The 13,788-nt window shown below is 68.8% G+C and carries 9 protein-coding genes and 1 CRISPR repeat array; all 9 genes read right to left on the bottom strand.

Annotated elements, in window-relative coordinates; genetic code table 11:
• Positions 1 to 141: 141 nt before the first annotated feature.
• Positions 142 to 4,143: a CRISPR direct-repeat array (repeat unit 29 nt; unit sequence CGGTTCATCCCCGCGCTCGCGGGGAACAC).
• 71 nt (positions 4,144 to 4,214) lie between these two features.
• The 9 genes from cas2e to LRM40_RS19405 all read right to left on the bottom strand — a co-directional run bounded on the left by cas2e (position 4,215) and on the right by LRM40_RS19405 (position 13,553).
• Positions 4,215 to 4,514, bottom strand: a complete 300-nt coding sequence (gene cas2e / locus LRM40_RS19445) for a type I-E CRISPR-associated endoribonuclease Cas2e (RefSeq protein WP_151123214.1) — start codon at positions 4,512 to 4,514, stop codon at positions 4,215 to 4,217.
• 23 nt (positions 4,515 to 4,537) lie between these two features.
• Entirely contained in the window at positions 4,538 to 5,425 is an 888-nt protein-coding gene (gene cas1e, locus LRM40_RS19440) for a type I-E CRISPR-associated endonuclease Cas1e (RefSeq protein ID WP_151123260.1), read from the bottom strand.
• 29 nt (positions 5,426 to 5,454) lie between these two features.
• Positions 5,455 to 6,075, bottom strand: coding sequence for a type I-E CRISPR-associated protein Cas6/Cse3/CasE (cas6e, locus tag LRM40_RS19435; RefSeq protein ID WP_151123215.1), 621 nt, complete (start codon positions 6,073 to 6,075; stop codon positions 5,455 to 5,457).
• Positions 6,050 to 6,724 carry a type I-E CRISPR-associated protein Cas5/CasD gene (gene cas5e, locus LRM40_RS19430; RefSeq protein ID WP_151123261.1) on the bottom strand — a complete coding sequence of 225 codons (675 nt, stop codon included), beginning with the start codon at positions 6,722 to 6,724 and terminating at the stop codon, positions 6,050 to 6,052. The genes cas6e and cas5e overlap by 26 nt, the downstream gene beginning before the upstream one ends.
• A gap of 5 nt (positions 6,725 to 6,729) precedes the next feature.
• The gene (gene cas7e, locus LRM40_RS19425) at positions 6,730 to 7,866 is read right to left on the bottom strand and encodes a type I-E CRISPR-associated protein Cas7/Cse4/CasC (RefSeq protein WP_151123216.1); all 1,137 of its coding nucleotides are present in this window, start codon (positions 7,864 to 7,866) and stop codon (positions 6,730 to 6,732) included.
• 14 nt (positions 7,867 to 7,880) lie between these two features.
• Positions 7,881 to 8,456 (bottom strand): type I-E CRISPR-associated protein Cse2/CasB, encoded by a 576-nt coding sequence (gene casB / locus LRM40_RS19420; protein WP_151123217.1) that lies wholly within the window; start codon positions 8,454 to 8,456, stop codon positions 7,881 to 7,883.
• A gap of 1 nt (position 8,457) precedes the next feature.
• Positions 8,458 to 10,023, bottom strand: a complete 1,566-nt coding sequence (gene casA / locus LRM40_RS19415) for a type I-E CRISPR-associated protein Cse1/CasA (RefSeq protein WP_151123218.1) — start codon at positions 10,021 to 10,023, stop codon at positions 8,458 to 8,460.
• Entirely contained in the window at positions 10,020 to 12,719 is a 2,700-nt protein-coding gene (gene cas3 / locus LRM40_RS19410) for a CRISPR-associated helicase Cas3' (RefSeq protein ID WP_151123219.1), read from the bottom strand. Before cas3 ends, casA begins: the two co-directional genes overlap by 4 nt.
• Positions 12,720 to 12,992: 273 nt before the next feature.
• Entirely contained in the window at positions 12,993 to 13,553 is a 561-nt protein-coding gene (locus LRM40_RS19405) for an outer membrane beta-barrel protein (RefSeq protein WP_170288813.1), read from the bottom strand.
• Positions 13,554 to 13,788 lie beyond the last annotated feature (235 nt).

Here is a 13,788-nt window from a genome sequence, read left to right as displayed (position 1 = left end):
CTCCGGCAGCATCTGCAGCGGTTCATCCCCGCTCTCGCGGGGAACACGGAGGACCAGTTGCCGAAGAACTCCCGGCCATCCGGTTCATCCCCCGCGCTCGCGGGGAACACGCAAAGTACCAGGTGGCGCCGATCTGGCGGCTCGGTTCATCCCCGCGATCGCGGGGAATACGCCCCGTCCAATGCCGACCAGGCCATGCAGGCCGGTTCATCCCCGCGCTCGCGGGGAACACAGCGTGCGCGGCATCTTCGATGCGCAGGGCGCCGGTTCATCCCCGCGCTCGCGGGGAACACGTTGTGCAGGGCCTCATGTCTGACGCCGTGAGCGGTTCATCCCCGCGCTCGCGGGGAACACGAGACCTGCCGCAGCATCGTCTCCTCGGGCTACGGTTCATCCCCGCGCTCGCGGGGAACACCTGCCCTTCCCCGGTCAGCGCGTCGTATTTGCCGGTTCATCCCCGCGCTCGCGGGGAACACAGCGGTGACCCGGTGCGCCGGCTGCGCCACAACGGTTCATCCCCGCGCTCGCGGGGAACACGCCCCCTCGTTGAAGTTATAGAGGTTCAGGGCCGGTTCATCCCCGCGCTCGCGGGGAACACAGGTACGGCCGAGAGCGGAAGCCCTCGAAGCGCGGTTCATCCCCGCGCTCGCGGGGAACACGGGGGTCTGCTGTTGGGCAGTCATTGCGGGCTCCGGTTCATCCCCGCGCTCGCGGGGAACACTTCATCATCTCGGCAGGCCTGGTGGATTGGGACGGTTCATCCCCGCGCTCGCGGGGAACACGGTCCGTCCTTGCAGAACCGCGCTCCGCTGGGCGGTTCATCCCCGCGCTCGCGGGGAACACGACTCGACCACGTTGCGCCAGCTCGGCAGGTTCGGTTCATCCCCGCGCTCGCGGGGAACACATTCCCCTGATCGCCAGCTGTCGGTTGCGGGCCGGTTCATCCCCGCGCTCGCGGGGAACACTGGTGATCGAGACAATGCCCGGCTGGCGTCGGCGGTTCATCCCCGCGCTCGCGGGGAACACTGGGGGCGCCCGCCGAGGCGGACTCCCCCACCCGGTTCATCCCCGCGCTCGCGGGGAACACGTCGTCGCCGGTGATCTTGGTGGCCTGGACGATGGTTCATCCCCGCGCTCGCGGGGAACACATCAGATCGGTGTTCATGCCACCCTCCGCATCTCGGTTCATCCCCGCGCTCGCGGGGAACACTTCCACCTCGCCGGCAGCCAGGGCCTGGCGCACGGTTCATCCCCGCGCTCGCGGGGAACACCATCACGTCCCCTTCACGATGCTGGCCAGCACCGGTTCATCCCCGCGCTCGCGGGGAACACTGTGCGTCACGCTGCATGAGCCGATCAATGGTCGGTTCATCCCCGCGCTCGCGGGGAACACGGTGGCCTGTCGGGCCTCTACATGCGTTCGGACGGTTCATCCCCGCGCTCGCGGGGAACACGGCGCCATGCCACCAAAGCAGAGACGGTTCGCCGGTTCATCCCCGCGCTCGCGGGGAACACAACCGTCGGCTCGGTCACGCGCACGAAGTCGCCGGTTCATCCCCGCGCTCGCGGGGAACACGAAAGCCACACCTCGCCAGCTCGGCGCTGAGTCGGTTCATCCCCGCGCTCGCGGGGAACACTCGCCCAGGCTGCCGCCGCCTTTCTTCGCTTCCGGTTCATCCCCGCGCTCGCGGGGAACACCGCCACCCACATCGCCCGGATCATCCCGGTGTGCGGTTCATCCCCGCGCTCGCGGGGAACACTTCATGGCGTGCGACCATGAGGAAGCAACCATCGGTTCATCCCCGCGCTCGCGGGGAACACGCGATCGTCACGGACCCGCCGTATGGGCTGAGCGGTTCATCCCCGCGCTCGCGGGGAACACGTGCGAAACCCTGGCGGTTGCACCACATGCGCAGGTTCATCCCCGCGCTCGCGGGGAACACTAGAGCGACTGCGCCCAGGTGTCGCCGCTGGCCGGTTCATCCCCGCGCTCGCGGGGAACACTCATGGGGCAATGCTGAGCGGGTCGATCAGCTCGGTTCATCCCCGCGCTCGCGGGGAACACTCTTTCAAAGTCCAATCAACCAGTCGCGGAACCGGTTCATCCCCGCGCTCGCGGGGAACACAGCTCCCAAGCCAGTTGAGTGGAGTTGAGAGGCGGTTCATCCCCGCGCTCGCGGGGAACACTCGGCAGGCACCGACAACGTGCCGGCCGATTACGGTTCATCCCCGCGCTCGCGGGGAACACGCCGTCCGCTTGATTCCCCTGACCGCTTAATCCGGTTCATCCCCGCGCTCGCGGGGAACACCGGATCAGTGTTGAAATATCGACGCCGTAGTTCGGTTCATCCCCGCGCTCGCGGGGAACACTCCTGCTGTTTCTGCCAGTCCTGCCGAGCCCACGGTTCATCCCCGCGCTCGCGGGGAACACTCCCGAACAATGGCCTCCATGTCCGCCTGACGCGGTTCATCCCCGCGCTCGCGGGGAACACGACACGGCGGCCAGGGTCACCAGGGCGCCGACCGGTTCATCCCCGCGCTCGCGGGGAACACCTCGGGCCAGTCGATGGTGATGTGGATCATCCCGGTTCATCCCCGCGCTCGCGGGGAACACGATCCGAAATGCAAGCTGTGTGGCGGCGCCCACGGTTCATCCCCGCGCTCGCGGGGAACACGCCAGCAGGGTCTGTGTGAGGAAGTCGGTGGACGGTTCATCCCCGCGCTCGCGGGGAACACATGACCGATGCAGCGGCTGCGTAGACATAGGGCAGTTCATCCCCGCGCTCGCGGGGAACACCCGTAGCAGGCCGGGCGGACGGTGTTGATGTGCGGTTCATCCCCGCGCTCGCGGGGAACACGCAGACTGCCGCGAGCAATAGCCCCGCGCTCACGGTTCATCCCCGCGCTCGCGGGGAACACGCAGCAGTGCGAAACACCCAGTCGGCACGTCCCGGTTCATCCCCGCGCTCGCGGGGAACACCTCCGCCTGGATGACGGCCCGGCAAGACCACACGGTTCATCCCCGCGCTCGCGGGGAACACCGGCCTGCTTGAGTTCAAAGTGGCATTCGGGGCGGTTCATCCCCGCGCTCGCGGGGAACACTCCAGGTCAGTGACCGTCACGCGGACGATCCGCGGTTCATCCCCGCGCTCGCGGGGAACACGATGCCGGATTGCAAGGAGATGCCCTAGACACCGGTTCATCCCCGCGCTCGCGGGGAACACGGCAAGCGCTTCTCGTTCTCGGCCTGGGCATGCGGTTCATCCCCGCGCTCGCGGGGAACACGGCCATGCCGGGTCAGCCCAGCCGCCGCGCCCCGGTTCATCCCCGCGCTCGCGGGGAACACGGTGCGGGCCGTGGTGTCGGCGCTGGGGTGCAGCGGTTCATCCCCGCGCTCGCGGGGAACACCAGGGTTTCGAAGTCAATGGTCATGCTTCCTCCGGTTCATCCCCGCGCTCGCGGGGAACACCTCGACCTTCTCGGGCGGGATGGTGCGGGCGCCGGTTCATCCCCGCGCTCGCGGGGAACACCCTATGCCGGCATTCAGGCGACTCAGACGCTGTCCGGTTCATCCCCGCGCTCGCGGGGAACACCGATGGCCTGTGGACCCACGGCGTGCAGCTGAGCGGTTCATCCCCGCGCTCGCGGGGAACACGGTCAGGCCACCTCGCCCAGCAGCACCAGGGGCGGTTCATCCCCGCGCTCGCGGGGAACACTGCTGACCTGGACCAGCGGCGACAGCACCGGACGGTTCATCCCCGCGCTCGCGGGGAACACGAGCATCCAGGTCATGCTGAGGCCTCCTGCGTCGGTTCATCCCCGCGCTCGCGGGGAACACCACCTCGCGGGTGACAACCTCGCGCTCCAGGGCGGTTCATCCCCGCGCTCGCGGGGAACACGTCAGGCCGCCGTTGATGCGCCGGGTCACGGCCGGTTCATCCCCGCGCTCGCGGGGAACACCATCAGGTGCCTCGCCGGAAGCTGGCCAGGAGCGGTTCATCCCCGCGCTCGCGGGGAACACGTCAGGCCGCCGTTGATGCGCCGGGTCACGGCCGGTTCATCCCCGCGCTCGCGGGGAACACCGGTGCTGATCGTCGCATCCAGCGCGTAGCCTCGGTTCATCCCCGCGCTCGCGGGGAACACACCAAATGCAAGTCATTGTTCCACAAGGGAAAAATGGACTGCGCTGGTTCTACCGAATTTTCGGCGTGTTTTTAAAGATCGGGAGCGGCTCCTGGCAAGAAGCTCACCAGGCGCAGGCCGTCGTAGTCCACCGGCTCCCGCCGGTTCTGCCCCAGGGTCTGAAAGTCGTAGCCCGATTCGCTGCTGCTGGCCCAGGCCATGACGACGTTGCCGTCCTCATGGCTTTCGGACAGTTGCTCCCACAGCATCTCGCGCGTGCGGCGGGACACATCGCCGATGTACACCCCGGCTCGCACCTCCAGCAGCCAGATGGCCAGGCGCCCCCTCAGCCGGGGCGGCACGTTTTCGGTGACAACGACGAGGAATGGCATGTGACGCGCGCGGTGGGGCAGATTCACTGGCTGCGGTGGCCCGCATCGCCCAGGCTGTCCGGATTCGGAATGGCCGGGGGCACCGATTCGGGCGGCGCCTGCGGCGGAGCAATCTCTCCGGCAGCCAGCACCTCTTCGATGGTGGGGATGATGCGTTCGAGCAGCTTGCTGCTGCGGAACAGGTCGCGGCAGGCCAGGCGCACGGCGCGCTCTGGCTCAGGCGGCGCCTTGGCTGCAATGCGAAAGGCCAGCGGCACCACGGTCTCGAACTTGAAGAGGTCGGCCACGTCGTAGACGAAGGACAGGGGCTTGCCGGTGTGGATGAAGCCCACGGCCGGGGCGTAGCCTGCGGCCAGCACGGCAGCCTCGGAAATGCCGTAAAGGCAGGACGTGGCGGCCGAGAGGCAGCGGTTGGGCACGTCGGCGGCGTCCCACTGCTGACGGTCGTAGTTGCGGGCCTGCCAGTTCACATGGTGCTGCTGGGCCAGCAGCTTGTAGGTGGCCCGTACGCGCGCGCCTTCAATGCCACGCAGTTGCTCCACACTGCGCCGCGCGGGCGCGGGCTCGCCAAAGCGCAGCTCGTACATCTTGCGAACGACTTTGAGGCGCAGCTCGTCGTCCAGCGCCAGCTTGGCCTGGTAGAGCAGCCGGTCGGCGCGGGCACCGCCAGGCTGCCCGCTGGCATAGAGCCGAACGCCCGACTCCCCGACCCAGACCAGCAGGGTGCCCACCTGCGCCGCCAGGCGGATGGCGGCATGCGACACCCGCGTGCCGGGCTCCAGCATGATGCAGGCCACCGAACCCACGGGGATGTGGGTGCGCACGCCGGCCTTGTCGATCAGGACAAAGGCGCCGTCCAGCACGTCCACCTGGCCGTACTGGACAAAGACCATCGAGATGCGGTCCTTCATGGGCAGGGGCTTGAGCGGCGGCAGCAGCTTCATGCGCAGCGGGCCAGGCTGAGCAGGCCACAACCGAAGGCCTTGCCCGGCCCGATGCCGGCCTGCACGGCCTGGCTCAGCAGCGTGGGGTCAGTCACGCGCAGCACCCCTTCGAACCGGACTTGCAGCAGGGTCAGTCGGGTGTCGGCCTTGCGGCTGTCCAGCAGGTCCTGCCCGGTGACCAGCACGGTCTCGACCGAGAAGCCATGCTGCTCGCCCTGCCGGGCCAGCCAGGCCAGCTGATCGGCTTCGGCCACCAGGCCCCGGCGTTTGCCCTCCCGGGTGACGGTGGGATTGGCCCACAGGCGGAAGCGGCAGCGGGTCTGCGCCATCAGGCCGGAGAGCTCGTCCAGTGGCCGCGTCTCCCAGGCGCGTTCGGCCTGGAGGTAACCGGGCAGCGCCGCCAGCGCCTCCCAATGGGCGGGGTGTGCGGATTGCACCAGCAGCTCGGGCGCGCGCCAGGGGCTGGTGGGTTCCAGGCGCCACAGGAAGCGGGGCGGTGTCTGCTCGGCATCGGACACGAAGGCACGCACCAGGGTGCGGTGCATGTCATAGGGGCTGGCCAGATCGCGCCGCGCCTGCGCGCTGCGCGGGTCAAGCCGCAACCGGGTCAGGTGCATCGAAGGCTCCTGTGAGATGGGTGGTGACGAACCGGGGGCCAAAGCGGCGCTGGGAAAACGGCGCCATCGGCTGGTCCAGCCGCACCGCGCCTTCGTGGCCGGGTTCACGGGTTTCCAGCACCAGGCGCAGCGGGCCCGGTGGGCGGGGCATGTCCGGCGCCTGGTAGCGATGGAGGGCCTCCTCCAGCGGCAGATCGACCAGCCCGTCGGGCAGGTGGATGGGGCTGGAGGGCACAAAGCTCTTGCGGCCCAGCGCCAGCGGCCAGACGGGCGCCCGCAGAGCCGCGTGGATGCGCGCCAGCAAGGCAGTGTCGTCCCCCTCCAGCCCCACCAGAAACACCGCATCGGCCAGGTAGAAGCGCGGGCTGACCACGGTGCGCTCCAGATCAGGCTTGCCGGTGGCGGCCACGACCACCCCGGTGGCCGTCTGGTAGTCGCGCATGAGGGCGCCTTCACGGTCCACGCGCACGCCCATGCGCAGCGCGGCCAGGTCGTCCACGGGCTCGGCACGGTCCCGCCCCAGGGCGGCACACACCAGCCCCAGCACGCCGGACTTGGACGGCTCCAGCTGGGTGTCGCGCTCGTCAAAGCGGCTGGTGGTGCCCCAGGACTGCATGGGCCCCTGCAGGCGCAGCAGCAAGGTGGCCATGGTGCTCATGCCTCCAGCGCCTGAGCGGCCAGGGCCTGGGAGGCCGCGGCCAGCGCGCCAAGGTTGGCCTGGGTCTGGCCGCGCTCTGCCGGCCAGCGGGTGGTCAGGTCCAGCACCAGCCAGCGGTCCTCGGCCTGCCCGTAGACGGCGGCCAGCTTGGCTTCGTAGTCGGCCAGCGCTTGCACGGACTGCGCGGTCAGCGCCTGGTCCCCCCGGGGCGCCACCGGCTTCTCGAAGGCGTTGGCCAGGCTCAACGGTGCCCCGTGGCGCAGGCAGACGCCCACGAACTCCGGCGGGTTATGGGCCGCAAAGCTGTTCTGCTTGCCCGAGGGAATGGCGCGCACCAGGGCTTGCGTGAAGGCCGCCACCGACGAAAGCGCCAGCTCACGGTCGCCCTGCAGATTGGCCATCAACTTGTGCAGGTCCAGCACGGCGTAGCGGTAGAGCGTGGCGGAGTTGAACTCCACCTGCCCGATCATGCCGGCGCCGGTTTCGTCGGCATCGCCCCGGTCGTCCACCGCGGTGAAGTAGTCGAACTCACGCTCCACCCGGTGGGTGCTGATGGCATGGGCCACCTGGCAGGCCGCGTCCTGGTTCACCGAAGGCAGATCGGCCAGCATGCGGCCGAACAGGGCCACGTCCACGGCCTTGCCGCCGTCGAGCAGGGCCTTGGCCTGCTTGGTGATCTCGGGCGGAACGGCCGCCTTCGCTTCCTTCTTGCTCTTCTTCTCGCCCGCGCTGGTCACCAACGCGTCCCAGTGCTGCTCGATCAACCCGGCCAGGCCGGCCACCTCGTTGTCGCCCAGGAACAGCAGGTACTCGGTCTTGCCATCGTCCTTGAGCTTGAGCCCCACCCCGGCCAGCACCATCTCGATCTTCTGGCGGGCCTCTTCCGGGTCACGCCCGGCCAGGCGCTCCAGCAGCAGTTGCAGCAGCTTCTTGGTGCGGACTGCCCGGTTCGCTGCCGGCACCAGCTCCTGGGCCTGCGCGGTCAAGCGCACGGCGCGTTTGAGGCACTGGCTGCTGATGCGGGCTCGGCGCTGGCCACCAAACAAGGCGTCCTTGGGCGCACCGGTGTCGTCCCGGTTCAGGTTGGAGGGGGCGAAGTTCTGGATCAGGTGGAATTCAAGGAACAGGCTCATGGTGTGGGCTCCCTTCATTGGGCAAGGTCGGTGTGGTCGATGGTCTCTGTGGCCGGGGCGGCAGGCCCCTGCTGCGCACGGTAGAAGTCGCGCGCCCAGCGCTGGCGGATGCGATCCAACTGGTCGGTGTGGCCGGCATAGGCCTCCGAGGAGCTCAGCCACACCTGCAGGTCCGAGAGAAAACGGGCGTAGTCCAGCCCCAGCCCCTCGGCCGCCAACAGGCCGATGGCCTGGCGCAGGTGGTCCATCACGCCCTCGGCATCGGCCCCGAGCAAGGCGATGAAGCGCTGCTCGATGCTGGGCGCGTTGTCACGCAGGCGCATCAACTCGCCGAAGCTGGCAGCCAGGCTCGCCCCCCGCGAACTCGGATGACGGGCCCACAGGCCAGCCACCGCGTAGAGCGCCAGGCGACGGCCATCCTCGGCATGCCATTCCGGCGGGACGAACCGCTCGACGTAGGGATAGGCCTTGGGATAGCGCCCCGGCGGGAAGGCCAGGCTGTGGCGCAAAGCCGCCAGTGCGCCACGATCGGCGTTCTTCTCCGCCAGGCGCGTCAGGTGATCGATGAATGCTTGGGTGTACTCGCTCACGTCAGGCCTCCTCCTGGGCGACAAGGGGTGAATGAAGGGGCAGTTGCTGGTTCAGCGTGCTGTGCAGCCGGGGCCAATACAGGGCATCGGCCTTCAAGGCCCGGGGCGAGCGCCCCAGACCCTGCAGCGCCTGCTGCCAGGCCTGCAGCGCCGCCGCGCGCAGGGCCTGCTGCCAGGCGGCCAAGGCGGCGTCCTGGGCATCGCCCGCCAGGCCCTGCATCAGCGCCGGAAGGGCCCGCTGCGCCTGCGCAAAGTAGCTGGCTGTGAAGGGGCCGGTATCCAGCAGCGCGCGGGCCCGCGTGCGGGTGTCCTTGCTCGTGGGGTCGGGCAGCGTGGCGGCCAGCATCCCCACGGCCAGTTGTGCCACGGCGCGGTGCACGGCCTCGGCCAGGGCCACCTGGTCGCGCAATTCCGCCGCACGTTCAGGCTCGGCCACCAAGGCCGTGGGCAGCCGCAGAGACTCGGCGCGCCAGCGCAGCAGCTTGGCTTGGTCGCTGGCCAGCCCTGCCACCAGCAGGGGCTGGTCCGGCACGGTCCAGGCCATGGCCCCGTGAAGCGCCAGGGCATGCTGCAGCACCGCCGCGGCCTGGCTGTTCAGGCCCTGGGGCAATGCGGGCATGGGCACCATGGCCGGCAGGTCCCGCCAGAAGGCGCGGCCCTCGGTGAAGCTCACCCGCACCAGGCCCTGGCTGCCCACGCGAAAGCAAGCCATCGGGTCGGGCGCATGGGGGTCGTCAGCCAGGGCCCACCCAGCCGCAAAGTGCAGCCAGCGCACCGTGCCGTCGGCCTCGGGCAGCAACAGCACGGCCCGACTCTGACGGGTGTAGCGGTCATTGGGGCCGGTGGCGGGAACCGGTTCACCCTGCAGTTGCGCGATGGTGAGCGGAGGACGCTCCCAGGCCGGCAGGTCGATCTCTTCCTCGCCAGAACGGGAAGCCGGGTGCAGGGCCAGGCAGAGGGTCTCGTTCAGGGTGGCCCCGAGTGGCAAGATGGCTGCGGTATTGACCAGAGGCCCCGCCTTGTCGGCATCGCGCAGGCATTTCACCAAGCCCCCAGGCGTGAACTGCAGGTAGCCCAGCAAGGTGCCCAAGGCCTGTGCGGGCGCCAACGCCGTGGGTTCGGCATCGACTGCATGGTCGAACACCACCGGTGTGTTGCCGTTCGCGCTGGCCAGGGCGATCTGGGTCCAGGGCTTGCGTTTGTCCCGGGTGGCCTGCGCCTCGGCCAGGGCCGCCACTTGCAGGAACGGTGCTTGCGCGTGGAACAGCCAGAAGCGGTCCTGCCAATGGTCCAGATAGTCCTGCAGCGCCTGCTGGGGCAAGCCCTCCCGGTACCAGCGCACGCGGTCCGCAGGCGCCCAGCGCCCCAGAGCCCGGGTGAGCGCGCGGTGGGTGATGGCCAGCAGCAGCCGGTACTGGGCCACCAGGCTGGGCGGTGCCGTCTCCGCCAGGGCGACGATCTCGCGGCTGCGGCGGAACACCTCGCGCAGGCCCAGTTCCACCACCCGGCCATCGGCCAGGCGCAAGGGCAACCAGGGTTCGTCGAGCAGGCTGAAATCCTTGCTCATGCACTCTCCTCCTTGGAGGCCACCGGGCTGGCGGCCTTTTCATAAACCAGGCCCAAGGCCGCGTCCAGACGCAGCTGCAGCGCGCCGGCGGCACATCGCCCCTCGCACAAGGGCAGCGGACGCAAATACTTGAGAAGGGGATGCCCGGCAAAAGCCGGCGGTGGCTCTTGCGGCTGGAAGTGCTTGACCAGCGCCTTCCTGGACACCTTGAGCTGCCGGGCGTAGAGGGCCCGGGCCGTGGCGTCGTCCAGCGCCTGGTCGGACGCGAAGATCGGGCCGGCGGGCCCGGCCTGCCAGCGGCCATCGGGCAGCACGGCCACGGGCACCAGGGTGACCGCATCGTCGCCCTGGCGGGTGCAGTTTTCCAGGCCGATGCCGCCCTCCTCCACCTCGTGCCCGCGCGGCTTGTGGGCGTAGGCGTCTTCAGGCGCGTCCTGCGGGTCCAGGGCCACCTGGCGTGACTCGGTGCGCTGCTTGTTGACCTTCGCCACATGGGCGCCATAGGACTCGACCTCGATGAAGGTCTGGATGGCCTCCTCCAGCCCATCGGGCAGGGGGATGTCGATGTCGTACACAGCCTGGACAAGGCGGTCAATGTCCTGCGGCAGCTGCAGGGTGTGCTCCTGGGTCAGCAGGGCCCAGGTCCGGCCCAGGATGTAGGGCTCATACACGAAGCCCCAGGCCGTCTTCTTCAGCTCGGGCAGTTGGCCTGGCAGCAGGCCGGCCACCCACAGGCAGGCCTGCGCATGCTGGGCCGGCCGCGTGCGCGCATGCCGGTGCAGGCGCCCGGCGCGCTGCAGCAGCAAGTCCACCGGCGCCAAGTCGCTGAGCATGAAGTCGAAGTCGATGTCCAGTGATTGCTCGGCGACCTGGGTGGCCACCAGCAGGGCCCGGGCCGGCCGGGGCCCTTGCACGCCGAAGCGCTGGATGACCTCGGTCTCCAGGCGCTGGCGCTCGTCCATGGGGAACCGGGCATGGAACAGCAGCACCGGCACGTCGGGGCCGAGTTGCGCCTGCAAGCGCTGGCAGAGCTGCTGTGCGCGGTCCACGGTGTTGACGATCACTGCACCGCAGCCGCCCTCGGCCACCAGAGCCATGGCCTGGGCGGCCAGTTCATCCAGGCTGTCGCCCAGGCCCCGCAGGGTGATGGGCGACAGGGGGCGGGCTTCAAAGTGGGCGCCGTGAACGGCATGGGCATCCACCAAGGCCACACGGGGATAGGCCAGGGCAGGCAGATCCTTGGGCTGGCCACCCCAGGCGCGCACCAGCTCGTCACGCCGCGCCCTGGGCAGGGTGGCGCTCATCAGCACCACCGAGCAGCCCAGCGCGCGCAGCCAGCGCAGGAGCGAGATGATCAAACCGCTGGTGTAACTGTCATAGGCGTGGACCTCGTCCAGCACCACCACGCGGTTGGCCAGGCCCCACAGGCGAACAAAATGGTGCTTGACGTTGAGCACGCCATACAGGGCCTGATCCACCGTGCCCACGCCGTAAGGTGAGAGCAGCGGGCGGCGGCGCTGCGAGAACCACACCGAGGCGGACACGCTGTCGTCGGCCGAGTGGTTGATGTCCCGCAGGTGGCGAAGCTCCTCATTCATGGCCGCGCCGCCGTGGGCGAGCTGAAGATCGACCGGCCCCGGGCTGAACTGCCGCAGAAAAGTGTGGGCCCGGCTGAACAAGGCATTGCCGGTGGCCTGGGTGGGCAGGGCGACGAAGAGCCCCCGGTGCCCCAGGGCGGCCTGCAGGCGCAAATGGGCCAGAAAGGCCAGCTCGGTTTTGCCCTCTCCCATGGGGGCCTCCACCAGCATCAGGCAGGGGCTGCTGGCCTGTTGGAGCAGGGCATCGCCCACGCGCTGCAGGGGGCGCGCCTCCATCTCGGGGCGGTTCACCATCGTGGACAGCAGCGCATTGATTGACGCGGTGTCGCCCGCCGGCAGCAAAGCATGCGCCGGGCGCCAGCCAATGTCGTCCAGCGCCGCCTCGGCCAACGCCCGGGCGGCCAACAGATGGTCGGCCAGGGCGTCTGCCCGCTCGCCCAGGGGGAACCAGGCGGTGTTGGAGGCGATCCAGTCGGCCACGCTGGTGAGCCCCGCCAACCAATTCACGGCCGACAGCGGCAGCGACGAGCACTGGGGACGGCCCTGCGGGCTCAACACAGCCCAGTAGGTGGCCAGCAATTCCTGCCGGGCGGACTTCCAGGGCCCGGGTTCCCTGAGGGGTGCTCCGCCTTTCACCTCGACGGGCTGGTAGTGGTAGCCATGATGGGCGCTGATGGCCTGGATGACGGCGCGCAGCCAGGGCAGATCGGCCTCAACCAGCCCCTGCAGCGCCGGCCCCAGGAGCGCGGCGGTGGCGCAGGCATGGTCGGAAGCGCCGAGCACCGGGGCCGGCACCTGCATGCCGCAGGCCAGCAGCCGCTGCCAGCCAGGCTCCCACTTGGCCTGGAAGCCCGGAATGGCTTTGCCAAAATCGTGCAAGCCCACCAGCGCGGCCAGCCAGCGAACCACCTCAGACTCGGGCAGGCCAAAGGCCTGTGCAGCCCACTGGCGTGTGGTCAGCGGCTCCCGCGCCAGCAGGGCCTCCACCACCGAAGACACATCCAGCATGTGCGCCAAGAGGCCATGACCTTGTGGCTCACCACTCTTGGCCCAGAGCTGGCGCACCGGTGAAGACAAATTCGAGTAAGACCCGGCCATTCCCTGTCAATCTCAACGTCCAGTTCAACCAAGCATGACGATCTTCAGGCTCATAGAACGAGCCTTCGGCTCCTCATATGATCTGGAGCACCGATCCAATAACTCATCCTTTACTTACTCATCTCACCACAAGACACACGGGGTTTGCCGCGGCTAGCAGCAGATCTCCCCAATAGAAAGGACACCTCCGACTTCTCGTAAATTCAGCCAGATCGCACTGGGGAAAGAAAAAGCCCGCCAATGGCGGGCTTTCCTTTCTGAGCGCTGCTGACTTCAGAAGTCGAACTGCGCCCCCAGCGCGACGTTGCGCGCATCGGCCTTGTCACCGTGCAGTTCCGCCTGCGAGAAATCGACGCCCCCCACCAGCTTGACCTGCGGGTTGATCCGGTAGCCCAGCTGCGCGCCGAAGTAGGGCTTGGTGACAGTGTCGTGCTGGGAGCCGAGCACCCAGTCGGTCATCTTGGTCTTGAGGCTGGCCAGTCCCAGACGCAGGGTCAGGTCCCAGTCGCTGGCCAGGGATGTGGTCCAGGCCCCCGCCAGTGTGTAGCCGAAGGTCTTCAGCACCGCGTGATCGGTAGGGATCCGCGCATCGGCGCGGCCGAACGAGATGAAACCCAGCTCGGCGGACAGGCCCGAGCCGAAGGTGTAGCCACCCAGCACCTTGTGGCCGAAGCCGGACTTGTCGCAGTGGTCGGCACCTGCGCAGTCCACATCCAGCTGGCTCCAGCCGGCGTCGGCCAGCACATAGGCCTGGGCCTGCGCGCCGCCCGACAGGGCGGCACACGCCAACGCCACCAGGCCAGCCCCAACCGGCCTGTTGATCGCAAATTGCATCCTCATCTCCGTTGTCAGTTCATGGGATTGAATGGGTCCGGCCTGCCGAATCGGGCCGCCCATATCGGGGAAACCCCCGTACCGCCGGGGCAAGGCAGCGATAACCTGCCAGCTCGTGCCGCTCCACAAGAGCGGCATGTTGCTTCATGCTCATCCTGCGCCACCACTCCACCCTTGGCGAACATCTCGCCCGCAGCGTGCGGGGCCGCCCCGGCGCGCCTCCTCAGGTGCTGTT

The organism is Ideonella dechloratans, assembly GCF_021049305.1.
In the GTDB taxonomy this organism is placed as follows: domain Bacteria; phylum Pseudomonadota; class Gammaproteobacteria; order Burkholderiales; family Burkholderiaceae_C; genus Ideonella; species Ideonella dechloratans.
The sequence above is the reverse complement of the archived record's forward strand: the minus strand, read 5'-3'. Positions and strand labels throughout refer to the sequence as shown.